Source organism: Streptomyces boluensis (genome assembly GCF_009908195.1).
Classification (GTDB): Bacteria; Actinomycetota; Actinomycetes; order Streptomycetales; family Streptomycetaceae; genus Streptomyces; species Streptomyces boluensis.
Window position 1 is genome coordinate 1 of the sequence record NZ_JAAAHS010000072.1, and the last position, 25221, is coordinate 25221.

The 25221-nt window shown below is 70.5% G+C and carries 21 protein-coding genes; 14 read left to right on the top strand and 7 right to left on the bottom strand.

Annotated elements, in window-relative coordinates; all coding sequences use genetic code 11:
• Positions 1-80 precede the first annotated feature (80 nt).
• The 6 genes from GUY60_RS12340 (at position 81) to GUY60_RS12365 (ending at position 5927) form a co-directional block, all read left to right on the top strand.
• Positions 81-1280: an NAD(P)/FAD-dependent oxidoreductase gene (locus tag GUY60_RS12340; protein WP_161696901.1), complete on the top strand. Its 1200-nt coding sequence runs from the start codon at positions 81-83 to the stop codon at positions 1278-1280.
• On the top strand, positions 1277-3874 hold the full coding sequence (nirB, locus tag GUY60_RS12345) for a nitrite reductase large subunit NirB (protein ID WP_161696903.1): 2598 nt from the start codon (positions 1277-1279) through the stop codon (positions 3872-3874). Before GUY60_RS12340 ends, nirB begins: the two co-directional genes overlap by 4 nt.
• 2 nt (positions 3875-3876) lie before the next feature.
• Positions 3877-4230 carry a nitrite reductase small subunit NirD gene (gene nirD, locus GUY60_RS12350; protein WP_376771209.1) on the top strand — a complete coding sequence of 118 codons (354 nt, stop codon included), beginning with the start codon at positions 3877-3879 and terminating at the stop codon, positions 4228-4230.
• 83 nt (positions 4231-4313) lie between these two features.
• Entirely contained in the window at positions 4314-5147 is an 834-nt protein-coding gene (locus tag GUY60_RS12355; protein ID WP_161696907.1) for a helix-turn-helix domain-containing protein, read from the top strand.
• A complete protein-coding gene (locus GUY60_RS12360; protein ID WP_161696909.1) occupies positions 5129-5410 on the top strand; it encodes a DUF397 domain-containing protein in 282 nt (93 codons plus the stop codon). Before GUY60_RS12355 ends, GUY60_RS12360 begins: the two co-directional genes overlap by 19 nt.
• Before the next feature lie 94 nt (positions 5411-5504).
• Positions 5505-5927 carry a hypothetical protein gene (locus tag GUY60_RS12365; RefSeq protein WP_161696911.1) on the top strand — a complete coding sequence of 141 codons (423 nt, stop codon included), beginning with the start codon at positions 5505-5507 and terminating at the stop codon, positions 5925-5927.
• Between the two features lie 64 nt (positions 5928-5991).
• Here the strand turns inward: GUY60_RS12365 and GUY60_RS12370 are convergent, their stop codons facing one another.
• Together GUY60_RS12370 and GUY60_RS12375 are read right to left on the bottom strand one after the other, a co-directional pair.
• The gene (locus GUY60_RS12370; RefSeq protein WP_161696913.1) at positions 5992-6906 is read right to left on the bottom strand and encodes an oxidoreductase; all 915 of its coding nucleotides are present in this window, start codon (positions 6904-6906) and stop codon (positions 5992-5994) included.
• A gap of 97 nt (positions 6907-7003) precedes the next feature.
• Complete coding sequence (locus GUY60_RS12375) at positions 7004-7738, bottom strand: TetR/AcrR family transcriptional regulator (protein WP_161696915.1); 735 nt, start codon at positions 7736-7738, stop codon at positions 7004-7006.
• A 115-nt stretch (positions 7739-7853) separates the two neighbouring features.
• Here GUY60_RS12375 and GUY60_RS12380 point away from each other — a divergent pair, with 115 nt between their 5' ends.
• A complete protein-coding gene (locus GUY60_RS12380) occupies positions 7854-8567 on the top strand; it encodes an NAD(P)-dependent oxidoreductase (RefSeq protein WP_161696917.1) in 714 nt (237 codons plus the stop codon).
• A 73-nt stretch (positions 8568-8640) separates the two neighbouring features.
• On the opposite strand, the gene GUY60_RS12385 is transcribed toward GUY60_RS12380, so the two are convergent.
• From GUY60_RS12385 to GUY60_RS12400, 4 genes are all read right to left on the bottom strand, one after another.
• Complete coding sequence (locus GUY60_RS12385; RefSeq protein ID WP_161696919.1) at positions 8641-9420, bottom strand: SDR family NAD(P)-dependent oxidoreductase; 780 nt, start codon at positions 9418-9420, stop codon at positions 8641-8643.
• A 100-nt stretch (positions 9421-9520) separates the two neighbouring features.
• Entirely contained in the window at positions 9521-10918 is a 1398-nt protein-coding gene (locus tag GUY60_RS12390) for an MFS transporter (protein ID WP_161696921.1), read from the bottom strand.
• A 104-nt stretch (positions 10919-11022) separates the two neighbouring features.
• Positions 11023-11607 carry a TetR/AcrR family transcriptional regulator gene (locus tag GUY60_RS12395; protein WP_161696923.1) on the bottom strand — a complete coding sequence of 195 codons (585 nt, stop codon included), beginning with the start codon at positions 11605-11607 and terminating at the stop codon, positions 11023-11025.
• Positions 11608-11700: 93 nt separating this feature from the next.
• Positions 11701-13029 (bottom strand): SUKH-4 family immunity protein, encoded by a 1329-nt coding sequence (locus GUY60_RS12400; RefSeq protein ID WP_161696925.1) that lies wholly within the window; start codon positions 13027-13029, stop codon positions 11701-11703.
• Positions 13030-13135: 106 nt separating this feature from the next.
• Between GUY60_RS12400 and GUY60_RS12405 the strand changes: the two genes are divergently transcribed.
• From GUY60_RS12405 to GUY60_RS12435, 7 genes are all read left to right on the top strand, one after another.
• Complete coding sequence (locus GUY60_RS12405) at positions 13136-13708, top strand: hypothetical protein (protein WP_161696927.1); 573 nt, start codon at positions 13136-13138, stop codon at positions 13706-13708.
• Between the two features lie 62 nt (positions 13709-13770).
• Positions 13771-14193 (top strand): hypothetical protein, encoded by a 423-nt coding sequence (locus GUY60_RS12410; RefSeq protein ID WP_161696929.1) that lies wholly within the window; start codon positions 13771-13773, stop codon positions 14191-14193.
• On the top strand, positions 14190-17318 hold the full coding sequence (locus tag GUY60_RS12415; protein ID WP_312866273.1) for a tetratricopeptide repeat protein: 3129 nt from the start codon (positions 14190-14192) through the stop codon (positions 17316-17318). Before GUY60_RS12410 ends, GUY60_RS12415 begins: the two co-directional genes overlap by 4 nt.
• Before the next feature lie 137 nt (positions 17319-17455).
• Positions 17456-18712, top strand: coding sequence for an ABC transporter substrate-binding protein (locus GUY60_RS12420; protein ID WP_161696931.1), 1257 nt, complete (start codon positions 17456-17458; stop codon positions 18710-18712).
• Complete coding sequence (locus GUY60_RS12425) at positions 18709-19632, top strand: carbohydrate ABC transporter permease (RefSeq protein WP_161696933.1); 924 nt, start codon at positions 18709-18711, stop codon at positions 19630-19632. The genes GUY60_RS12420 and GUY60_RS12425 overlap by 4 nt, the downstream gene beginning before the upstream one ends.
• Positions 19632-20483, top strand: coding sequence for a carbohydrate ABC transporter permease (locus GUY60_RS12430; protein ID WP_161696935.1), 852 nt, complete (start codon positions 19632-19634; stop codon positions 20481-20483). Before GUY60_RS12425 ends, GUY60_RS12430 begins: the two co-directional genes overlap by 1 nt.
• A 125-nt stretch (positions 20484-20608) precedes the next feature.
• Complete coding sequence (locus tag GUY60_RS12435; protein WP_161696937.1) at positions 20609-21766, top strand: alkaline phosphatase PhoX; 1158 nt, start codon at positions 20609-20611, stop codon at positions 21764-21766.
• Positions 21767-22028: 262 nt separating this feature from the next.
• On the opposite strand, the gene ppdK is transcribed toward GUY60_RS12435, so the two are convergent.
• Positions 22029-24740 carry a pyruvate, phosphate dikinase gene (gene ppdK / locus GUY60_RS12440; RefSeq protein WP_161696939.1) on the bottom strand — a complete coding sequence of 904 codons (2712 nt, stop codon included), beginning with the start codon at positions 24738-24740 and terminating at the stop codon, positions 22029-22031.
• Positions 24741-25221: the final 481 nt, after the last annotated feature.

The following is a 25221-nucleotide window of genomic DNA, read 5'->3' on the forward strand; positions in this document are numbered from 1 at the left end:
CCGCCCCGCTGAGCGCAGCGTTCCCCCCGGGAAACAGCGGGGATGCGGTCGGGTAACACCGGCACCGCACGCTGCGGAGCATGGGTTCACAGATTGTGGTGATCGGAGCGGGCACGGCGGGCGTGCGCCTCGCCCAGCAGTTGGGGGGCGCCGTCACCCTGTTCGGCGAGGAGCGGCACGCCCCGTACAACCGGGTGCTGCTCGCCGAGGTGCTGGCCGGGCGGTACGGCCCCGAGGTGGTGGCGCTGCCCTCACCGGGGCGGGTCCGGCACGGCCGGGTCGAGCGGATCGACCGGGAGCGGCGGCTCGTGCACGTGGCCGGTGGCGAGACCGTCGGCTACGACAAGCTGGTGCTCGCGACCGGGTCCAACCCGGTCCTGCCCCCGTTCCGCGGACCGCTGCCCGAGGGTGTGCACGCCTTCCGCACCATGGACGACTGCCTGGCCCTGTCCGAGGCGGTGGGCAAGGACAAGGGCAAGGGCAAGGGCAGCCGGGCCGTCGTGATCGGCGGCGGGCTGCTCGGTGTGTCCGCGGCCCGTGCCCTCGCCCAGCGCGGCGCGCAGGTGGTCCTCGCCCAGCAGGGCGAGCGGCTGATGGAACGCCAACTCGACGCCACAGCAGGCGACTTGGTACGGCGCCACCTGACCGACCTGGGCGTGGAGGTGCACACCGAGTGCCGGGTACGTGCCCTCACCACGAACGAAGACGGAACCCTCACCGGCGTGACCCTCGCCGACGGCTACACCCTCGACGCCGACCTCGTCGTCCTCGCCTGCGGAGTCAGGCCCCGCACCGGCCTCGCCCAGGCGGCCGGCCTGGACGTGCGGCGCGGCATCGTCGTCGATGACGCGCTGCGCACCAGCGACCCGCACATCCACGCCGTCGGCGACTGCGCCGAACACGACGGCAAGGTGTACGGGCTCGCCACCCCGGCCATCGAACAGGCCGACGCCCTGGCCGAGTTGCTCCGCAACGGCGACGGGCCCGGCTACTCCGGCACCCGCGCCCTGACCCGGCTCACCCTGAACGGGGCAGGCCCCCTGGACGTCGCCACCTTCGGCGAGTCCGACCCGCTGCCCGGCGACGACGTGGTGCGGCTCGCCGACGCGACCCGCGGCACGTACCGCCAGGTCGTGGTCCGCGACGACCGCCTGGTCGGCGGCGTACTCCTCGGCGAGCTCGGCACCGTCGGCGCGCTCGCCCGTGCCTGGGAGGCCGAAGAGACGCTCCCCAAGGCCCCCTTGCTGCATCTGCTCACCCCTGACGGAGGCTCCCGATGACCACCACCACTCCCCCTCGCACGATCGTGCTCGTCGGCCACGGCATGGTCGGCCAGCGGTTCCTCGAAGCGCTGGCCGAGGTCGGCGTAGCCGGGCGCGACCGGGTGGTCGTGCTGTGCGAGGAGCCCCGCCCCGCCTACGACCGGGTCCAGCTGACCTCGTACTTCGCGGGCCGCACCCCGGCCGAACTCTCCCTGTCCGACGAGGAGTTCCTCGCCAAGTACGGCATCGAACTGCACCTGGGCGACCCGGCCGAGACCATCGACCGGGAGCGCGGCATCGTCACGGCCCGCTCGGGTCTGACGGTCGCGTACGACACGCTCGTACTGGCCACCGGCTCGTACCCGTTCGTGCCGCCGGTGCCGGGCAAGGACGCGGCGGGCTGCTTTGTGTACCGCACCATCGAGGACCTGCTCGCCATCGAGGAGTACGCGAAGGGCGCCACGACCGGAGCCGTCGTCGGCGGCGGGCTGCTCGGCCTGGAGGCGGCGGGCGCGCTCAAGGGCCTCGGTCTCTCCACGCACATCGTGGAGTTCGCGCCGCGCCTGATGCCGGTGCAGGTCGACGAGGGCGGCGGCGCCGCGCTGTACCGCACCATCACCGGCATGGGCCTGAGCGTGCACACCGGCACCGGCACGCAGGAGGTCGTCACCGACGAGAACGGTGCCGTACGGGCCATGCTCCTGTCGGACGGCACCGAACTGGCCACGGACATGGTCGTGTTCAGCGCCGGTGTCCGCCCCCGCGACCAACTGGCCCGCGACTGCGGCCTCGACGTGGGCGAGCGCGGCGGCATCGCCGTCGACGAGCAGTGCCGCACCAGCGACCCGCGCGTCTTCGCCATCGGCGAGTGCGCGCTCGCGGCCGACGGCCGGGTGTACGGCCTGGTCGCGCCCGGATACGAGATGGCGCAGGTGGCCGCGGCCGCCATCGCGGAGGACGAGGCCACCGCAACCTTCACGGGCGCCGACCTGTCGACCAAGCTGAAGCTGCTCGGCGTGGACGTGGCGTCGTTCGGTGACGCGCACGGCACCGCCGAGGGCTGCCTCGACGTGGTGTACGCCGACTCCCGCTCCGGCACGTACAAGAAGCTGGTCATCGGCGCGGGCGGGGAGCTGCTCGGCGGTGTCCTGGTCGGCGACGCGGAGGCGTACGGGACGCTGCGCCCGCTGACCGGTTCGGTGCCGCCGGTCTCCCCCGAGCAACTGGTCCTCCCGGCCGGGGCGGGCGGCCCCGTGTCGATCGGCCCGTCGGCGCTCCCCGACGAAGCCGTCATCTGCTCCTGCCACAACGTCACCAAGGGCACCATCCGCGGCGCGGTCACCGAGCACTCCTGCACGAACGTGCCGGAGGTCAAGAAGTGCACCAAGGCCGGTACGGGCTGCGGCAGTTGCGTCAAGGTCCTCGGCCAGCTCGTCACGGCGGAACTCGAAGCGGGCGGCATCGAGGTCGACAAGGGCCTGTGCGGCTGCTTCGCCCAGACCCGCCAGGAGCTGTACGAGATCGTGCTCGCGCTGCGGGTCTCCTCGTACCGGGAACTCCTGGACGCGCACGGCCGGGCGGAGGCGCGCGGCGGCGACGGCTGCGAGATCTGCAAGCCGGCGGTCGCCTCGATCATCGCGTCCCTGGCCCCCACCCTCGGCGCGGACGGCTACGTCCTCGAAGGCGAACAGGCGGCCCTCCAGGACACCAACGACCACTTCCTCGCGAACCTCCAGAAGAACGGTTCGTACTCGATCGTGCCGCGCATCCCCGGCGGCGAGATCACCCCGGACAAGCTCATCGTGATCGGCGAGGTGGCCCGCGACTTCGGCCTCTACACGAAGATCACGGGCGGCCAGCGGATCGACATGTTCGGCGCGCGGGTCGACCAACTCCCGCAGATCTGGGGCAGGTTGGTGGACGCGGGCTTCGAGTCGGGCCACGCGTACGGCAAGTCCCTCCGTACGGTGAAGTCCTGCGTCGGCTCGACCTGGTGCCGTTACGGCGTGCAGGACAGCGTCCGCATGGCCATCGACCTGGAGCTGCGCTACCGGGGCCTGCGCTCCCCGCACAAGCTGAAGTCGGCGGTGTCCGGCTGCGCCCGCGAGTGCGCGGAGGCCCAGTCGAAGGACTTCGGCGTGATCGCCACGTCCAACGGCTGGAACCTGTACGTCGGCGGCAACGGCGGCGCGACCCCACGCCACGCGGACCTCCTGGCCCAGGACCTGGACGACGACGAACTCATCCGCCTGATCGACCGCTTCCTGATGTTCTACATCCGCACCGCCGACCGCCTGGAGCGCACGTCGACGTGGCTGGAGCGGATCGAGGGCGGCCTCGACCACGTACGGGACGTGGTCGTCGACGACTCGCTCGGCATCTGCGCGGACCTGGAGGCGCTGATGACCGCGCACGTCGCCGGGTACCGCGACGAGTGGGCGTCCACCCTCGACGACCCGGAGCGCCTGGCCCGCTTCGTGTCGTTCGTGAACGCACCCGAAGTCCCGGACCCGACCGTCAAGTTCGTGCCCGAACGCGACCAGATCAAGCCTGACCTGCCGCTTCTCTCCTTGAACCCGACGCGCACCCTGGAAGGGACTGCCACGCGATGACGATGCTCGCTGTTGAGACGACGACCACCACGGTCCAGCTCCACGTGGACGGCGACTGGCTGCCGGTCTGCGACGACCCGTCCCGGCTGACCCCCGGCCGCGGGGTCGCGGTCCTGCTGCCCGACGGCCGCCAGGCGGCGGTCTTCCAGGACCGCGCGGGCCGCTGGTACGCGATCGACAACCGGGACCCGTTCACGGGTGCGGCGGTCCTGTCCCGAGGCCTGCTCGGTTCGGTGAACGGCGCGCCGTTCGTCGCGTCCCCGCTCCTGAAGCAACGTTTCGACCTGGCGACGGGCCGCTGCCTGGACGACGAGGCGGTGTCGGTGACGGCGTACGAGGTGCGCGTCGCTTCATGAGAATTTCACGATGAGCGTTCCACCGCTCACCCTCTGTGGTTAGGCTCCGGAGCAACGCGCCCGCCTAACAAGGGAGTTGAGCGGTGGCCAACACGCGCAGGAAAGCGGCCTGGGAATACTTCGGCGAGGAGTTGAAGCGGCGCCGGGAGGAAGCGGGGATGACCCAGTCGGAACTGGGTCAGCTCGTATTCGTCTCGGGCGGCTACATCGGCCAGTTCGAACAGGCTTTTCGCAAGCCGCAGTTGGATGTGGCGATCCGGATCGACGAGACGTTACGTACGGGCGGCTTCTTCGAGCGGACGTGGCACAAGCTGATCAAGGAGAAGCGGTACGCCTCGTATTTCGAGGAGGTCGCGGAGCTGGAGCGGACGGCGACGAAAATCTGCGACTTCGCGCCGCTGGTCGTGCCGGGTTTGCTCCAGACCCCGGCGTACGCGCGTGCGCTCACTCTGGAGTCCGACCCGTTCGCCACCGAGGCGTCCGTGCAGGACACGGTCGACGCCCGGATAGAACGGGCACAGATCCTTGCCGACGCCACCCGGCCCGAGTTCTGGGTGATCCTGCACGAGCACGTGCTGCGCAACCCGGTGGGCGGGCCGGCCGCCATGGCCGATCAACTGGACCGGATCGCCGCCCAGATCCGCGAGCGGACGGTACTGGTCACAGTCATTCCGTTTGCCGGGGGAGCACACGCATCCGCGGGCGGGATGCTCAGGCTCATGGAGTTCGAGGACGCCCCGCCGGTCGCCTATACAGAGACGTCGTTCGCGGGAACGCTCATCGACGAACCGGCCGTGGTGAAGCGTGCACAGCGGGCATACGATCTACTGAGGGGCGCCTCGCTGACGCCGGAGGCATCCCTCGACCTGATCGAATCGGCGGCGGAGGACCACAGACGATGCGCGCGTACGACCTGAGCAACGCCCGCTGGCGCAAAAGCAGTTACAGCAACGGCGAGGGCGGCGAATGCGTTGAGGTCGCCTACGACTTCCCCGGCGCCGCCCCTTGGCGCAAGTCCAGCTACAGCAACGGCGAGGGCGGCAACTGCCTCGAAGTGCGCGACGACCTCCCCGGCGTAGTCCCCGTCCGTGACAGCAAAACCCCCGCCGGACCGGTACTCCTCTTCCCGGCGGGCAGCTGGACGCGTTTCGTGGCTCTGGTGCGCGACATCACCGCGTAGGGCTCGCGTGGCGGGGTCGCTCGAATCCTTTGCTGTCCCTGCCGGAGATCACTAGGCTCACTCCCTGACCAAGCGTCAAATGTACGGGGAGATAATGAAGTTCAAGAGTCGGGTGACCGCCGGCATAGCAGTTACCGCATCATCGATCGGCCTCCTTCTGGGGAGTTCCGCACCCGCCCAGGCAGTACCGGGCGGCCCGGCGTTCTGTATCCCGCCGACCGGAGGGTACGACGGCTGTTTCTGGTCCACCGGGGACAAGTTCGGCGTGGCCGACAACGCCGCCGACGGTAAGCGCACGGTGCTGATCTGGAAGACCAGCTACGGCAGGTCGGGTGAGTGCCACGATTCCAACGGCACCCTGAACGGCTACAAATATTGCGATGTGAACCTCTGGGAAGGTCCGCACGCGAACGGAAAGCCCACGATCGTGACCTTCTCGGTCGCCATCAGGAAGGGCAAGAACGGGAAGAACGAGTCGATGAGCAGCCCCGGCATCGGATACATCGCCGGGCGCTGAACGAACCGTCGGTGGGCCGTGGACAGTTGGGGCTGTCCACGGCCCACCGTGTTTCGTAGATCTCTCAGCCGAATTCCACACCGGTGAGCTGCTCGGAGGCGGCCCAAAGGCGTTCCCCCGCAGTGTCGTTGAGGGTCCATGGGGCGCGCCAGGACTTGGTGGGGGCGCCGCGCCAGCCCTGAATACGGGGGCCGGTGAAGGAGTCGGGGCGGACACCGGGGGCCGTGGCCGCGTACAGCGTGGGCAGGGCGCCCGCCTCGGCGGACTGGGCGACGATCCGGTTGGCGAGAGCGACGACGCGCTCGACGCCCCGGCGCCCCTCCAGCTGCGGCCCGGCGGCCTGAAGGTTGGTGCTCGCGTAACCGGGATGCGCGGCGGCGGCAACGACACCGGACCCGCGCGCGGCGAGCCGCCGTACGAGCTCGTGCACGAAAAGCAGGTTGGCGGTCTTGGACCGGCCGTACGCGACCCAACGCCGGTAGTGGCGCTCACTGTTGAGGTCACGGATGTCGATGTTGGCGAGCGCGTGCAGGCCACTGGACACGGTCACGACGCGGGCGCCGTCGACACTCTCGATCCGGGGCAGCAGCAGCCCGGTGAGGGCGAAGTGCCCGAGGTGGTTCACGCCGAACTGGCTCTCGAAACCGTCGGCGGTACGGGCGTACGGCAGGGCCATGATGCCCGCGTTGTTGATGAGCAGATCGATCCGCTCGGGCGCGTACGCCTCCGCGAACTTCCGTACGGACGCGAGGTCGCCGAGATCGAGCGGCGCGAACTCGGCCTGTGCGCCCGGCACTTCGGCCGCGATCCGTTCCTCCGCCGCTCTCCCCCGCTGCTCACTACGACAGGCCAGCACGACACGGGCCCCACGCCGGGCGAGCTCACGGGCCGTGACGAGGCCGATGCCACTGTTGGCCCCGGTCACGACGGCCGTACGGCCACTCTGGTCGGGGATGTCGCTCACGTTCCAGCCCGGCATGGCGGTCCTTCCGGAAGGGGTCAATCCGCACGGTCCTGCTCGCTTCAGCGTACGGCTCCGGTCCGGCGTTCGACCGCAACGGACCCGGCGCACACCGTCACCCCTGCGGCGCGATACCCAAGGACCGGATGAGCTGGGCCAGTTCCTCGCGGAAGAGTTTCTCCGGGCTGAGGGTCTGGGTCTGCAGATGGCCGTAGATCTCCAGCGACACCAGGCCATGCAGGCGGCTCCAGATACGCATGGCGAGAGCCACGGCGGCAGGGGGCAGCTCGGGGAAGGCCGGGCGGACCTTGTCCAGCAGACCGGGGTCGAAGTCGGACCAGGTGAAGTCGCCGTCCGCGTGCTGGAGTTCGGCGTGCGGCCAGGCGGCGGCCGCGAGTGCGGTGATGCCGGTGCAGAGACGGTGGGCGGCGTCCGGGGCGGCGCCGCCCTCGGGGATCCGGTAGCCGGGCACGGGGTCACCGTAGATGAGGCGGAAGCCCTCGGGGTTGGCCAGCGCCCAGTCCCTGAAGGCGCAGGCCCATGCCTGGATCCGGGCGGCCGGATCCACGGCGGGGGCAGCGTCCCAGGCGGCGTCCACGGTGTCGGCCAGCGAGGTGTAGACGTCGTTGATCAGCGTGGTGACCAGGTCGTCCCGGGTGGCGAAGTAGCCGTAGATCGCGTTGGCCGTCATGCCCATCTCGCGGGCGATGGCCCGCAGCGTGATCGCGCCGGGCCCGCCCGAGGCCATCAGCTCCAGCGCGACCTCCTTGATCTCGGCGGTCGTCTCGGCCCGCAAGCGCGCGCGGCGCCCCTTGGTGTTTCCCACGTTGGTGTTTCCCACGCTTCCCATGACCGCTCACTCTACAGCGTGACAATACTGCGAGCCGTATCAAAACTTCACACCGTATAGTTCCTGCATGCCGCGAAGGCGGAGCGGCGGAATGAGCGCTACCAAGGGGAGAGCCATGCACATCGGAGTCATCGGGGCCACGGGCGGCATCGGCAGTCGCGTCGTCACCGAAGCCCTCGACCGGGGGCACCACGTCACGGCCTTCAGCCGGGACGCCACGGGGATCACCGAGAACCGGAACCGGGACCGGGACAACATCGACTGGAAAAGCGTCGACATCCTCGACGCCGCGAGCGTCACCGCGGCCGTACCTGGCCTTGACGTACTGATCAGCGGATTCCAGCCCGGCAACGCGGCCAAGGACTTCGCGGACACCGTGGAGCGTTCGATCGCCGATCCCACGGTCCACGTCACCGCCGCGCGGGCGCTGCTGAAGGCGCTCGACAGCCACCCCAGGACCCGGCTCATCGTGATCGGCGGCGCCGCAAGCCTGGAGGTCGAACCCGGACTCGTACTGGCGGACGCCGACGAGCAGTTGAACAAGACCCTGGACCTGGTCGGTCTGCCGAGGGGGTACGCCGCCGCGGCGCGCGGCGCCAGGGACGGCCTGAACGTCCTGCGCACGTCCAACCGGCTCTGGACCTACTTCAGCCCGGCGGAGCACATAGCCCCCGGCGAGCGAACCGGCCGGTTCCGTATCGGCGGCGACCAGCCGGTCCGCGACGCCGACGGGCTCAGCCGCATCTCGATGGAGGACGCCGCCGTCGCCCTCGTCGACGAGGCGGAACTGCCGCGCTTCGTGCAACGCCGCTTCACCATCGGCTACTGACCGACGCCGGCGCGGACCCGGCCGTCGGACGGGCCTGCGGTGCGGCGCCGCACCGACAGGATCCGATGCCTGCTCAGGCCGCGGCGCCGCCGTCCACGACGAGGTCGGTGCCGACGACCGAACCCGCGGCGTCGGAGGCCAGGTACAGGACGGCCGCGGCGACCTCGTCCCGCGCGGTCACCCGGCCGAGCGGGCTCGCCCCGCGCATCCGTTCGGCGCGCTCGGTCTCGCTCTCGCCGGGCAGCAGCGACATGGACGTGTCCGAGGCGCCGGGGCTGACGGCGTTGATGCGGACGCCGTCGCCGATGTGGTCGAGGGCGGCGCCGTGCGTGAGCGCCCAGACGGCGGCCTTGGTGGCGGCGTAGGCGGTCGCGCCGGGGATGCGGCGGTGCGGGCCGATGTTGGAGGCGACGTTGACGATCGCGCCGCCTGAGCCCTGGCCGCGCATCTGCGCGATCTCGGCGCGCAGGGCGAGGAACATGCCGGTGACGTTGATGTCGAGCTGGGTGCGCCAGTCGTCCTCGGAGAGGTCGGCGAGAGGCTGACCGGCGCGCAGCACACCGGCGTTGTTGACCGCCACGTCGACCGTCCCGAACCGGTCGGCCACCGCGCGCACCGCGGCCGCCACGTCGTCGGCGCTGCTGACGTCGGCGGTCACGGCGAAGGCGGTACCGCCCTGCTCCTCGATCAGCCGGACGGTCTCCTTGAGCGGAACCTCCCCGCGCCCGGCGACGGCGACGGACGCACCCTCGGCGGCGAAGGCGAGCGCGATGGCGCGGCCGAGACCGCTGCCGCCGCCGGTGACGAGAACGGACTTGCCGGTGAAGCGGTTACGCGACGTGGTGCTGGTCATGCGGTAACTCCCCTGATGGTGTGGGCGACTTGGGTGACGTGGGCGACTCGGACGGCTCGGACGGCTCGGGCGACTCAGGTGGCCCGGATGGCCGGATGGCTCAGACAGCTCGGGTGGCCCGGGTGGACAGGTGGACGGCGAGCGCGGCGGACAGCACCGCCGCGGCGAAGAGGGTCGAGGGGTCGCCGCCCACGGTGAGCAGGGCGGCGAACAGGATGGTCGGGCCGAACTCCATCGCGGTGTTCATGACGCCCCCGGCGAGGCCCACGTCGGTGGGCGCGACGGACTCCATGGCGAGTACGGCGGCGCCCGCGAAGGACAGTGCCGCACCCACGGGCAGCAGCACCAGGCCGGGCAGCAGGCCGTAGCCGTACGGAACACCGGGGGCGAGGCCGGTGGCGGCGAGGAGCGCGAGGCCGACGGCTCCGGAGCCGAGCCCGGCGCCGGTCACGCGGGCCGCTCCGTACCGCCCGATCAGCGGGCCCGCGAGCCGCCCTGCGGTGAGCAGCGCCACCGCGAACGGCACGAAGGCGGCCGAGGTGCGCAGCGGCGACCAACCGCGGTCGTGCTGCAGATGGAGCGAGAGGATGACGAAGACGGTGGCCGTACCGGCGGCGGTCATCGCGATGGCGGCGAGCCCCGGAGCGCGCCGCCCCGCCCTCAGGAACCCGGGCGGCAACAGCGGGTCAGGGGCCCGGCGTTCGACCGCCACGAACCCGGCGAGCAGGGCCGCCCCGACGCCGAGCGGCACGAGCACGTGCGGCGCGGTCAAGCCGTACGCGTCGGCCATGACGAGTCCGTAACCGGCGCCGAGCAGTCCGCCGGTGGCGAGCAGCGCCCCCGGCAGGTCGAGGGCACGCCCGGCACCCGGCGCGGTGGGCGGCAGGAGCCGGGGTGCGAGGGCGAGGGCCAGGGCCGCGACGGCGAGCGGCAGCGCGAGGGTGAGCCGCCAGGACCAGAGCGTCGAGACGACCCCGGAGAGCAGATTGCCCGCGGTGGCCCCGAGCACGGAAAGGCCGCCCCAGGCCGCCATGGCCCGGCCGTAGGCGGCAGGATCCGGGAACACTGTGCGTAGCACCGCGACCGCGGCCGGCGCGACGAGTGCGGCACCCGCGCCCTGTGCGAAGCGCGCGGCGAGGAGTACGGCGTGGCCCTGGGCCGCCGGCGCGAGGGCGGACGCGGCACCGAACAGGAGCAGCCCGGCGGTGAGCGCCCGGCGCCCGCCCCAGCGGTCGGCGACGCGTCCGCCGAACAGGAGCAGCCCCGCGAACGTCAGCCCATAGGCCGCGGTGAGCAGGATCAAGTCGGCCCGGTCCAGGGCGAATTCACGGCCGATACGGGGCAACGGCACGGCGATGGCGGCCAGCGTGAAGATCAGGCAGACCTGCACGGCGCCGAGGAGGACGAAGGCGGGTGCGGTGCGTGGTGCGGTGCGTGGTGCAGTGCGTGGTGCGGCTTCGGACGGCTCCTCGACGGCGGTCACGTGATGCCCGGCCATGCTTCCCCCATTGATTCGTGAACGACCGGCCATTCTTGAACGATCAGTCCAGTATTAACGCAAAAGAAAAGGGCACCGCGACCGGTGCCCGCACAGGCCCTCCGTCAGTCGAGCAGCTCCAACGCCTGCTCCGCCGCGTCCCGCACCCTGGCAGGGTCGCTCGACGCCTTGCCCACCACACGTACGCCCTGCAACAGCACGAGCAGCATCCGCGAGAGGGCCCGCGGGTCACGCCCTTCGGGCAGCTCGCCCTGCGCCTGGGCACGGACGAGCGCGGCGTACAACGGAGTCTCGATGTGGTCCCAGCTGACCTCCACCCGGCGGGCCGCGACACTGTCGTGCGGGGCCAGTTCGGCGGCCGTATTGGTGACCAGGCAGCCGTTCAGGCGGAGTTGATCGTCCGCCGCCTCCTCGGCGAACCGACGCACCACGGCACGGACGGCAGGCAGCACAGGCCCCGGCTGCGACAACTCGGCGAGCAGCGCCGGGTTCCGCGTCTGTACGTACCGGTCCATGGCCTTCAGATACAGCTCACGCTTGCCGCCGAAGGTGGCGTAGAGACTGGCCCGCCCGATCCCGAGGTGCGCGACGAGGTCGGCCATCGAGGTCGCCTCGTACCCGCGCCGCCAGAACAGCTCCAGGGCGGCGTCGAGAGCCACATCGGGGTCGAACTCCTTGGTACGTGCCATACAACGACTCTAGCCAGTACTGGAACGTACGGTCAAGAAAGGTCTAGGAATCTCGACGGTCACCCCCGGGAGGCGCTCAGTACCCGTCCTCGCTCAGTACCCGTCCTCGCTCAGTTCCGTCACCCCCGCCAGGAGGCAGCCCCACATGACGGCCGCCGGGGAGCGCGGGTCCAGGAGGTCGAGGCCGGGGGCTATGCAGATGTCGCCGGAGCCGCCGCCCTCGTCCGGGTACGGATGCCAGGAGCGGCTCATCTCCAGGTAGGCCGCCTCCAGGCAGCGGACGAAGTGGTCGAGGTCGTCGGCGAGGCGGGCGAGGACGCCGTGCTGGTGCCGTCGCCCCAAGTCCGCGGCGGAGGCGGCGATGTGCACGGAGCCGTCGCGGCGGTGTACGTATATCCGGCCGAACTCGCTCACGGCGAACGCGAGGAGGTCGGCGGGCTCGATGCCGTCCGGCACCTCCGTACCCCGCAGCTCGTCGTCGGTGGGCGGGACCATGTCGGCGGGCGCCAGCAGGTCGACCGAGGCGTAACCGCACTGCCAGGAGGCCGGGAATCCGACGCCGGTCAAGTGGGCGCGGCTGCCCGGGTGTTCGAGGGCGGCGGGCAGCTTGTCCTCGGGGATCAGCACCACTTCAACGGACGGCCCGAAGGAGTACGCGAGGCGTTCCGTGGTCAGGGGCTCCTTGTCGAGGTCCGGCAGCAGGTCCGGGTACACGAAGGCGCGGCCCGGGGAGCCTTCCTCGGCCGAGGAGTGGTCCATGCCCCCGCGCGGCCAGGCGGCGAGCACGGCGGGGTCGGTTTCGAGGAGGGCGATCCCGTGCTCGTCCTCCACCAGGTACCGGCGCCGTCCGTCCGGGCCGGTCAGCGGGTCGGCGTAACCGAAGCTCTCCGGGGCGGACAGCGTGTACGTCCCCAGATACGCTTCGTTGTCCGCCCGCACATGGGGGATCTCGACAGGCTGCGGGCCCTCCGGATCCGGCGCGGGCATCCGCACGCCGGTCTCCAGGTCGAGCCAGGTGTCCTCGAACGTGCCCTGTACGTACAGGACTTCACGCCCCTCGCGCTCGTACCGCTTCACCGAGGCGTAGCTCAGATTCGGGTGCGCCAGGCGCGCGCCGCACGGCCGCCACCAGGCCCAGAGCGCACGCCACGGCATCGCGGGCTCGGCGGCGGCGAGCTCCTCGGCGTACGTGTCCTGGCCGAGGGTGGTCGCGGCGAAGTGCAGCCACGCCGCGAACTCGGCCCGCGGCACGTCCGCACCGCCGAACACCGCCTCCGCCTGCTGGAATATCTCCCGCCAGACCCCGGCGGGAGTCCCCAGGTCGGGCCAGTCGGTCAATGTCTCCAACGCATCGATCCCCGCACGCACGACATCCCGCTCGGTGTCGAGCACGTCCCACACCGACCCCGTCAACTCACTCATACGGCCATACTGACACCGAGCACTGACAACGCCGCCGGAGGCCCAAGTGACCTGCCCGCAGCGAGGGTTCACCGGAATGTCAGTGCCCCTCAGTACGCTCCGGGGCATGGTGCACAGGAGCTATTACGACCTGCGGTTCGGAGTGTCCCCCGGCGGTGCCCGGAAGGACGCGCACTACATATGCGCTGACCTCGACGAGGCCGAATCCGCCCTCGCGTACGAGCTGGAGGACTCCACCAACGTCTGGCTGATCCTCCGCCGCGGCGGCGCCGACCTCGCCCTGGACGTGTACCAGCGCGGGGAGCTCACCCGGTCGATCGACCTCCACCCGTTCCTCACCGTCCGCATCGGCGGGTACCCGGACATCACCTTCCTCGGCCAGGGCAGGCCGAGCGGGTACGCCGACGGCGCGGACGACCCGGACCAGGTGCGGGCGACGCTCGTCGACGGGCTGTTCGGCGACGACTTCGACGACACCATGGAGGCCGTCGTGGACTGGGCCCGCGTACCGGCCCCGGCGCTCGTCGGCGAGCCGGTGGGCGAGGACGACTACGTACGGCTCGGTGACGGCCCGCCCGACGACCTCTCCGAGCTGGAAGGGCTCGACGAGGACGAGTTGACGGATGAACTCATCGAGCGGGGCTACGTCGAGTACGGCTTCCACGACTTCGACGCGTGAACCGGCCCCGGTGACGCCTACGCTTACGACCCGGTCCACAGACGCGAGAAGAGGTGCCTGCCATGGCGGGGGTTTCGGGGGCGGCGCGGGTCGCCTTATGGGTGGTCGCCGTCGTGGCGGGGGTCGTCTCCGTCGGGCTGATCGTGTCGCTGGTGGTGAACCCCGAAGCGGCGGACCGGACCGCGAGCGTGACCGGTGCGGTGGTCGGCCTCGCCGCGCTGGTGGTGTCGGTGATCGGCCTCGTACGCGCCCCCGGAGGGAACGGCGTGCGCCGGGTGCGGGCCGGGCGTGGTGGTGTCGCGGCCGGTGGTGACGCGGTGGGGAACGCAACAGGGCGCGGCAGCAAGGTGGTTGGAGCACCTTCGGCGCCGCGGCCGGGCGCACCGTACGACGGCGACGCCGATGTCCGGTCCGGGCGGGGCGGCGTCGCCGCGGCCGGTGACGTGCGGGACAACGCCGTGGGGGACGAGAGCGAGCGCTCGTGACACCCCTGTGGCCGCGCAGGAACCGCACCGCGCCGGGCACCCCCGGAGCGCCGGGCACCCCCGTGGACGTGGTGGCCGACCGGGGCGGAATCGCGGCCGGAGGGGACGCGTCCCACAACGCGAGCGGGCCGTACAGCCAGGTCGTCGACCAGCGGCAGTACCACGTCCACACCCCGCGCCCGGAGGTCGGCTGGCCGCTGCAACTGGGCGTCGTACCGGCGCTGGCCTCCGCGTTCCAGCCGCGCACCGGGCTGCGGGCACAGATCGACGCCGCCCGCGCCGACGGCTCCGCTGCCGTACTGACGCAAGTGCTGTCCGGCGGCGGCGGCGTGGGAAAGTCCCAACTCGCCGCGTCCTACGCCGATGCGGCCCTGCGGGACGGCGTGGACCTGGTGCTCTGGGCGCCCGGTACGGAGGTCCAGCAGATCATCACGCTGTACGCGCAGGCCGCCGGACTCGTCGGGGCGCCGGGGGCAGGCGGCAAGCGGCCCGAGGACGACGCGCGGGCCTTCCTGTCGTGGCTCGCCACGACGGACCGCCGCTGGCTGGTGGTCCTCGATGACCTCAACGACCCGGCGGGTACGGAGAGTTGGTGGCCGGTGAGCCGGACCGGCAGCGGCTGGGTGCTCGCCACCACCCGGCTGCAGGACGCCCGCCTGACCGGCGGCGGCCGCCGCGCCGTCGGCGTCGACGTGTACCTGCCGGAGGAGGCCGGGGCGTACCTCCGCTCCCGGCTCTCCGACACCCCGCATCTCCTCGACGGCTCCGTCGAGGACCTGGCGGCCGCGCTCGGCCACCTCCCGCTCGCCCTGTCGCACGCCGCCGCGTACATGATCAACGAGGATCTGACGGGCGGCCGGTACCTGGCCCTGTTGCACGACAGCGACCGCCGCCTCGAACAGGTCCTGCCCGAGACCGCCGACACCGAGGGGTACGGCCGGCAGATCGCCACCACCCTGCTGCTCTCCCTCGACGCCGCCGAACGCACCGAGCCCCGCGGCCTCGCCCTGCCCGCGCTCCGCCTGGCGGCCCTGCTCGACCCGGCCGGTCACCCCCGGGCGCTGTGGGAGACATCCGCGATCCTCAACCACCTCACCCGGCACCGCACCCCGGTCGAGGGCGCCACCCATGACCCCTCCGCCGCCCAGGAACCCGTCACCGCCGAGGAACCCGTCACCGCCGAGGACGCCCACCGCGCGCTGCGCACCCTGCACCGGTACGCCCTGGTCGCCGACGACATCCGGGACGAGCCGCGGGCCGTACGCGTGCACGCGCTGACCGCCCGCGCCGCGCGCGAGCACACGCCTGCGGAGGAGTTCCGCGCCACAGGGGCCGCGGCCGCCCACGCCCTCATCCAGATCTGGCCGGACAGCGGGCAGCCACGGCCCGTACTCGCCGCCGCGCTGCGGACGAACGCCGACACCCTCGCCCGCAACACCGGCGACCTGCTGTGGCGGCCGCCCTGCGACCACGACCTGCACCTCCTGCTCTACCGGGCGGGCATCAGCGTCGTCGAAGCGGGCATCGCCGCCGACGCCATCGACTACTGGCAGCGCCTGGCCGCCGAGACCGAGCGGCAGCTCGGGTCCGACCACCCGGACACCCGCCTCGCCCGGTCCAACCTCGCCGTCAGCTACCGGCGCGGGGGCCAGAAGGAGCGGGCCATCGCCCTCCTGGAACAGGCCGACACCGACGCCGCGCGACTCTACGGCGATGAGCACCCCCGCACGATGCTGTTCCGGGCCAACCTCGCCACCTCGTACTGGTCCGTGGGACGCACCGCCGAGGCCATCGCCCTGGAGGAACGGGTCCTGGCCGACCGGGAACGCGTCCTCGGCCCCGACCACCCCGACACTCTCAACTCCCGCTCCAACCTGGCCACTTCGTACGCGGACGTAGGACGCACCGCCGAGGCCATCGCCATGGAGGAGGGCGTCCTCGCCGACCGGAAGCGCGTCCTCGGCCCCGACCACCCCGACACTCTGGACTCACGCTCCGGTCTCGCCTTCCTGTACCGCGACGAGGGCCGTACCGACGAAGCCGTCCAGCTCCTCGCCCGCGCGCTCACGGGCCGGGAGCGGGTCCTCGGGCCCGACCACCCGCGCACCCTGGACGCGCGGGCGAGCCTCGCCGGCTTCCACCTCTCGGCGGGCCGCCCGGAGGACGCCGTCCCGCTCCTGGAACAGGCTGTCGCGGGCCGGGAGCGGGTGCTCGGACCCGACCACCGGAGTACTCTCGCCGCCCGCGCCGACCTCGGTTTCGCCCTGCTCAACACGGGCCACGCGGCCGAGGCCCACACGCTGCTCGACCAGGCCGCCGAGGGTGCGCGGCGGGTGCTCGGACCCGACCACCACGACACCCTGATCACGCGGGTCAACCTCGCCGCGGCCGCCGTCCGGGCCCGCCGCCCGCTCGGCTCGCTGCCCGACCTCCTCGCCGACCTGGAACGCGTCCTCGGCCCCGAACACGACCAGACCCGGAACATCCGGGACCTGCTCGCGGCGCTGCGGGAGCACCGTGCGGGTAGCGTCGACTCCATGAGCAGTGGGCCCCGTACCGGCAAGAAGATCACCGAAAAGCTCTCCGCCGCCGCCCTCGCCGAGTCCACCGGCAAGGACTGGCTCGGCTGGTTCGCGGTGCTCGACCACTGGGGCGCCGGCGAACGCGCCCACACGGAGATCGCCCGCCACCTGCGCGAGGAGCACGGCGTGAACGGCTGGCACGCCCAGTCGATCACCGTCGGGTACGAACAGGAACGCGGCCTGCGCGAGGTCGGCCAGTCCAGCACGGGCACCTGGGAGACGAGCGGCAGCAAGACGATCGACGCCCCCGCCGAGAAGATCACGGAAGCCTTCGTCGACGAGTCGATCCGCCGCCACTGGCTCCCCGACGCGGACCTCACGATCCGCACCCACCGCCCCGGCAAGTCCCTCACCGCGGACTGGGACGACGGCTCGAGCCGCATCTCCCTCTACCTGACGGCCAAGGGCCCGACGAAGACAACCGTCGGAGTCGGCCACCACAAACTGGACGACGCGGACGCGGTGGCGGCGTACAAGGTGTTCTGGCGGGAGCGGTTGGCAGAGCTCAAGACGCTGCTCGAAGAGACGCCGCCCGAATCCTGAACGGCTCGGGCAGCGTCCCCGTACGCACCCCGAACCCGTCCACACCCCCGCAACACCGTTGTCGTAATCCCCCTGCATGGTTGATCGTTGGGCCGAGCGAACGAACCGGGCCGGACCAACCCAGGGGGCAACGCATCATGACCATCAGCAGACGGCACCTCCTCGCCGCATCCTCCGCCACCGCCGCCGCAGGCCTTCTCTCCGCGTGCGGGTCCAACACCGGGCGCAGTGACGGTGGCAGCGGGGGGCCCGCTCTCTCGCACTGGTACCACCAGTACGGCGAGGAAGGCACCGAGCAGGCCGTGCGGCGGTACGCGAAGGCGTACGGGAAAGCCGAGGTCAGCGTGCAGTGGCGGCCCGGCGACTACGACCGGCAGACCGCGGCCGCGCTGCTCACCGAGTCCGGCCCCGATGTCTTCGAGTCCCCCGGGCCCAACCTCGACCAGATCCGCGGCAAGCAGGTCCTGGACCTGACCGAGCTGATCGAGGAAGTGAAGGACGACTACAACCCCGCTGTACTCGCGCCGAAGACCCACGAGGGCAGGATCTACGGCATTCCGCAGGTCATCGACATGCAGTTGCTCTACTACCGCAAGAGCCTGCTCGCCGACGCGAACGTCGAGCCGCCCCGCACCCTCGACGAACTCGTGGACGCTGCAAAGAAGTTGACCACCCGCGACGTCAAGGGACTCTTCCTCGGCAACGACGCCGGAGTAGGTGCACTCGGCGGAACTCCCCTCCAGGCGGCCGGACTTGAACTGGTCACCGACGACGGCAAGGTCGGCTTCGACGACCCCGCCGCCGCCCGTACCCTCGGCAAGATCCGCCAGTTGTACGCCGACAAGTCGCTGCTGCTCGGCGCGCCCTCCGACTGGTCGGACCCGGCCGCGTTCCTGCAGGGCCTGACCGCCATGCAGTGGTCGGGCCTGTGGGCGCTGCCCGCCGTGCAGAAGAAGTTCGGCGACGACTTCGGGGTGCTGCCCTTCCCGAAGGACGGCGCGGGCAAGCCGTCCGTACCCGTCGGGGCGTACGGCGCGGCCGTCAGCGCGAAGACCCGCGACAAGGACGCGGCCAAGGCGTACGTGAAGTGGCTGTGGGTCCAACAGGCCGCGTACCAGGAGGACTTCGCGCTCTCCTACGGCTTCCACATCCCCGCCCGTACCTCCCTCGCGCAGAAGGCCGACAAGCTGAAGGAGGGCGCGGCGGCCGACGCGGTGCGCTACGCCACGGAGAGCGGCTTCCCCTCGCAGCCGCTGCTGTGGACGCCGCGCAACCAGACCACGTACCAGGACGCCCTGAGCCGCATCATCAAGGACGGCGCCAACCCGGAGAGCGAGCTCAAGCAGGCGGTCCGCAAGGTGCGGGCCGAGCTCGACCGGGTCAAGAGCAAGTGAGCGACCGGAACACCCAACAGCGGCACCGCACCCTCTGGTTCTGGGTGTTCGTCGGCCCCTTCGCGCTCGGCCTCGGCGTGTTCACGTACATCCCACTCCTCTGGAGCGTGTACCTCAGCTTCTTCGACGCGCACAACACCGTCACACCCGACCCGGCACGGGACTTCGTCGGCTTCGACAACTACGCGCAGATGCTCAACGACAGCGCGTTCACCGACAGCCTGCTCACCTTCGTGGTGTTCTCCCTCTTCATCGTCCCGGCCACCTTCGCGCTGTCCCTCGCCCTCGCCCTGATGGTGAACCGCCTCCGCCGCGCCCAGGCGTTCTTCCGGTCCGTCTTCTTCCTTCCCGCCGCGTGCAGTTACGTCGTGGCGGCCCTGATCTGGAAGATGTCGATCTTCAACGGCGTACGCTTCGGGCTCGCCAACACCCTCCTCGGATACGTCGACGCCGACTCGGTCGCCTGGCTCTCCACCACGGACCCGCCCTGGCACTGGCTGGTGATCGTCACCGTCCGCCTCTGGCTGCAGGCCGGCTTCTTCATGATCCTGTTCCTGGCCGGACTCCAGCGCATCAACCCGCAGTTGTACGAGGCGGCCGCGGTGGACGGCGCCAAGCCGGGCTGGCAGGTGTTCCGGCACATCACGTTCCCGCAGCTGCGCGCCACGTCCGTCGCGGTGACGCTGCTCCTGGTGATCAACGCGTTCCAGGCCTTCGACGAGTTCTACAACCTGCTCGCCGACTCACGCGGCTACCCACCGTACGCCCGGCCCCCGTTGGTCTACCTCTACTACACGGCGCTCGGCCAGGGGCAGAACCTCGGCCTCGGCAGCGCGGGCGCGGTGATCCTCGCCGTGCTCATCGCCGTGGTGACGATCGGCCAGGCCCGCTGGTTCGGCCTCGGCAGGAAGGACGCGTGATGCGCCCCGCACACACCTCGGACGCTTCGGTACGCGTGGGCCGCGCCCTGCGCCTCGCGCTCCTCATCGCCCTGGCGGCACTCTTCCTCATCCCCTTCTACCTGCTCGTACGCAACGGCCTCGCCTCCGAGGAGGAGATCACCTCCCCGGACTGGACGTTCTTCCCCGCCGAGCTGCGCTGGTCCAACGTCACCGGCCTCTTCGCCGACCCGAGCGTCCCGTTCGCCCGCTCCCTCCTCAACTCCGCGCTGATCGCGGTCGCGACGACCCTCGGCACCCTGCTCCTGGCCTCCCTCGCCGGGTACGGCCTCGCCCGCATCCCGTACCGGCACGCGAACAAGGTGTTCTACGCGATCCTCGGCACCCTGATGGTCCCGGCGGCGGTGACGTTCGTACCGAGCTTCGTGCTCGTGTCGACCCTCGGCTGGATCTCGACGCTCCGCGGCCTGATCATCCCCACCCTCTTCTCGGCGTTCGCGTGCTTCGTCTTCCGCCAGTACTTCCTGGGATTTCCACGGGAGTTGGAGGACGCGGCACGGGTGGACGGCCTCGGCTACTGGCGTACGTACTGGCGCATCGTCGTCCCCAACACCCGCCCGGTGTTCGCAGCCGTCGGCACGATCGTGTTCATCGGCGCCTGGAACTCCTTCCTGTGGCCGCTGGTCATCGGCCAGGACCAGGAGGCGTGGACGGTGCAGGTGGCGCTCTCCTCGTTCACGACGGCCCAAGTGGTGCGCCTGAACGAGCTGTTCGTCGCGGCGGCGGTCTCGATCGTGCCGCTGCTCGTGGCGTTCCTGGTGTTCCAGCGGTGGATCGTGGCGGGGGTGGAGCGGTCGGGAATCAGTGAGTGAGCGTCATGCGTCCGCTCCCTTTTGGCCATGCACCGTCAATTCAGGACGCCTAGGTTCCGGAAGCGCGCTACCCCGTGGCCGCACCTCGGCGGTACGGGGCGGACTCCACCCACACGGAGTGAACTGTGGAACGTCGAACCTTCCTGCGCGGAGCGGTCATCGGCACCTCGGCGGCCGCCTTCGGCGGCACCCTCATGCACGGCGCCGCCTACGCGGCCCCCGCACAGAACGGCCCCGGCCCGTACGGAGCACTCGGCTCGGCCGACGCGAACGGCCTCCAGCTGCCCAGCGGCTTCACCAGCAGAGTCGTCGCCCGGTCCGGGCAGGCGGTCACCGGCACCTCGTACACCTGGCACAACGCCCCCGACGGCGGCGCCTGCTTCGCCGACGGCACGGGCTGGATCTACGTCTCCAACTCGGAGACCACTCCCGGTGGCGCCGGCTCGGTCTCGTTCAACTCCGCGGGCGCCATCACCGGAGCCCGCCGCATCCTGTCGGACACCCGCAACAACTGCGCCGGCGGCGCCACCCCGTGGAACACCTGGCTGTCCTGTGAGGAGGTGTCCCTCGGCTTCGTCTACGAGACCGACCCGAAGGGCGTGAACGCCGCCGTCCAGCGCCCCGCCATGGGCAAGTTCAAGCACGAGGCGGCCGCCGCCGACCCGGTCCGCAAGGTCGTCTACCTGACCGAGGACGAGTCCAACGGCTGCTTCTACCGGTTCATCCCGACCACCTGGGGCAACCTGTCCTCCGGCACCCTCCAGGTCCTGACCGCCGGCGCGGGCACCTCGGGCTCCTTCGGCTGGGCGAACGTCCCCGATCCGGACGGCGCCCCGACCGTGACCCGCGACCAGGTCTCCGGCGCCAAGCGATTCAACGGCGGCGAGGGCTGCCACTACGCGGGTGACACCGTCTGGTTCACCACCAAGGGCGACAACCGCCTCTGGCAGCTCAACCTGCTCACCGGCACGTACGAACTCGCCTACGACGACAGCCTCGTCACCAACGGCGCCGCCCCGCTGACCGGCGTCGACAACGTCACCGGCTCCTCGTCCGGCGACCTGTTCATCGCCGAGGACGGCGGCAACATGGAGATCTGCGTGATCACTCCGGACGACGTCGTGGCCCCGTTCGTACGGATCAACGGCCAGTCGAGCTCGGAGATCACGGGCCCGGCGTTCTCCCCCGACGGGAGCCGCCTCTACTTCTCGTCGCAGCGCGGCACGACGGGCTCGTCCTCGGGCGGAATCACGTACGAGGTGAGCGGCCCGTTCCGCGCGTAGGACTTTTTTGATCCCCTCCCCGCCCCTTCCCGGAGTCCTCGCCGGACGGGCCTCCTCAATCTCCCCCAGCTACCGCTGGGAGGTACCCCCAGAGGGGCTCAATTTGAGCCCGTCCGGCGATTGAGGACTTCGGGAAGGGGCGGGGAGGGGAAAAAGCAAAAAGGGGGCGCCCCCGCACAAGGGCGCCCCCTTCTATCGCGAACCGGGACCGAAGCCGGATCGGTGAGGGTCGGGTGACACGACCCCGGTCCCGGAGTTCAACTCAGCGGCTGTCGCTACCCCTCGACTCCGCCGCCGCACGCCCCGCCTCAAGCCGAGCCACCGGAATCCGGAACGGCGAGCAGGAGACGTAGTCGAGCCCCACCTCGTGGAAGAAGTGCACCGACTCCGGGTCACCACCGTGCTCACCGCAGACACCGAGCTTCAGGTCGGGCCGCGTCTCACGACCGGCCTTGACCGCGCTGCGGACGAGCGAGCCGACACCGTCCTTGTCGATGGTCTCGAACGGCGAGACACCGAAGATGCCCTTCTCCAGGTACGCCGTGAAGAACGAAGCCTCCACGTCGTCCCGCGAGAAGCCCCACACGGTCTGCGTGAGGTCGTTGGTGCCGAAGGAGAAGAACTCGGCGGCCTCCGCGATCTGCCCGGCGGTGAGCGCCGCACGCGGCAGCTCGATCATGGTGCCGAGGGCCAGCTTCAGCTCGACGCCGGTCTGCTCCTGCACCTCCGCGATGACCTTCTCGGCGTCCTCGCGGACGATCTCCAGCTCCTGGACCGTGCCGACGAGCGGAATCATGATCTCGGCGCGCGGGTCACCCTTGGCGTTCTTGCGCTCGGCGGCGGCCTCGGCGATGGCCCGTACCTGCATGGTGAACAGGCCCGGGATCACGAGACCGAGACGCACACCGCGCAGACCCAGCATCGGGTTCTGCTCGTGCAGCCGGTGCACGGCCTGGAGCAGGCGCAGGTCGTTCTCGTTCGCGTCCTTGCGGGACTCGGCGAGCGCGACGCGGACCGACAGCTCGGTGATGTCGGGCAGGAACTCGTGCAGCGGCGGGTCGAGCAGCCGGACGGTGACGGGCAGCCCGTCCATCGCCTCGAACAGCTCGACGAAGTCCTTCTTCTGCAGCGGCAGGAGGTCCTTGAGCGCGGCCTCCCGCTCGGTCTCGGTGTCGGCGAGGATCAGCTTCTCGACCATCTCGCGGCGCTCACCGAGGAACATGTGCTCGGTACGGCACAGACCGATGCCCTGCGCGCCGAAGCGACGGGCACGCAGCGCGTCCTCGGCGTTGTCCGCGTTGGCCCGCACCCGAAGGCGGCGCACCCGGTCCGCGTACGCCATGACCCGGTGCACGGCGGCGACCAGCTCGTCGGCATCGTCGGCGCCCGCGTGCATCCGGCCCTCGAAGTACTCGACGACCGGCGACGGCACGACGGGGACCTCACCGAGGTACACCTTGCCGGTGGAGCCGTCGATGGAGACGACGTCGCCCTCTTCGACGACGGTCTCGCCGACGGTCATCCGGCGCCGCTTGGTGTCGACCTCCAGGTCCTCGGCGCCACAGACACAGGTCTTGCCCATGCCGCGGGCGACGACGGCCGCGTGCGAGGTCTTGCCGCCACGGGAGGTGAGGATGCCCTCCGCGGCGATCATGCCGTCCAGGTCGTCGGGGTTGGTCTCACGGCGAATGAGAATGACCTTCTCGCCGGACCGCGACCACTTGACGGCGGTGTACGAGTCGAAGACGGCCTTGCCGACGGCGGCACCCGGCGAGGCGGCGATGCCGCGGCCGATCTTCTCGACCTTGGCGTCCTCGTCGAAGCGCGGGAACATCAGCTGCGCGAGCTGGGCGCCGGTGACGCGCTGCAGCGCCTCGGCCTCGTCGATCAGGCCCTGGTCCACGAGCTGGGTCGCGATCCGGAAGGCAGCGCCCGCCGTCCGCTTGCCGACCCGCGTCTGCAGCATCCACAGCTGACCGCGCTCGATGGTGAACTCGATGTCGCACAGGTCCTTGTAGTGCGTTTCGAGCGTCTCCATGATCTGCATGAGCTGGTCGTACGACTTCTTGTCGATCTGCTCGAGCTCAGCGAGCGGCACGGTGTTGCGGATACCCGCGACGACGTCCTCGCCCTGAGCGTTCTGCAGGTAGTCGCCGTACACACCCGCGTGCCCGGAGGCGGGGTCGCGCGTGAACGCCACACCCGTACCCGAGTCGGGGCCGAGGTTGCCGAAGACCATCGAGCAGACGTTGACCGCGGTGCCGAGGTCGCCGGGGATGCGCTCCTGGCGGCGGTACAGCTTGGCCCGGTCGGTGTTCCACGAGTCGAAGACCGCGTGGATCGCAAGGTCCATCTGCTCGCGCGGGTCCTGCGGGAAGTCCCGGCCGGCCTCGGTCTTGACGATCTTCTTGAACTTGGTGACGAGCTTCTTGAGGTCAGCCGCCTCCAGGTCCGTGTCGACCGTGACCTTCTTGGCGACCTTGGCGGCCTCGAGCGCGTCCTCGAAGAGTTCACCCTCGACGCCGAGCACGGTCTTGCCGAACATCTGGATCAGACGGCGGTACGAGTCCCACGCGAAGCGGTCGTCGCCGGCCTGCTTGGCGAGGCCCTGCACGGACTTGTCGGACAGCCCGATGTTGAGGACGGTGTCCATCATTCCGGGCATGGAGAACTTGGCGCCCGAACGCACGGAGACGAGCAGCGGGTCATTGCCCTGACCGAGCTTCTTGCCCATCTGCTTCTCGAGCGAGTCCAGGTGGGCGCTCACCTCGTCCCGCAGCGCCGCAGGCTCCTCACCGTTGGCGAGGTACTCCTTGCAGGCTTCGGTGGTGATCGTGAACCCGGGGGGCACGGGCAGACCGAGGTTGGTCATCTCGGCCAGGTTGGCACCCTTGCCACCGAGCAGGTCCTTGAGGTCCCTGTTGCCCTCGGTGAAGTCGTAAACGAACTTCTGGCGATCTACGTGATCCGACACGGGCCTGTCTCCTCGGTGCGGCTGCCCTGACGGCGAGGAACATACCCAGATCGAAGGCTGATGGGTACGTCCACTTAGCGGTCGCACGGCTGCAACCACTCGTCCGCCAGCAGATCAAAAGTAATGACCTGGTCATGTGCTGAAAGACGCCACGTTCAGGGCGCGAAGCGGACTGCCCCACTCGATCCCGATTTGGCGCTCAAATGAGCGGGGTTATCTATCATTTGCGTTCAACTCTTGAACGAAAAACGGATGGCACTGAGTGCCAGCGTTGGAGAGGTGCAAACGAGCAAGATCCGCTCATCTGAGCGCAGGGGCTATCAAGGGTGGCGAGAATCACGCCCTAGGAAGGGCGCGATTTCCACGATCCGGACGGGAGGTGGACAGGATGTGGAGCGCGCTCTCACTCGTAGATCGGAAGCTGCCACATGGTGCTGAAGGTAGCCGAAGCGCACCCTTCGCCGCACCTCGGTATCCTGTC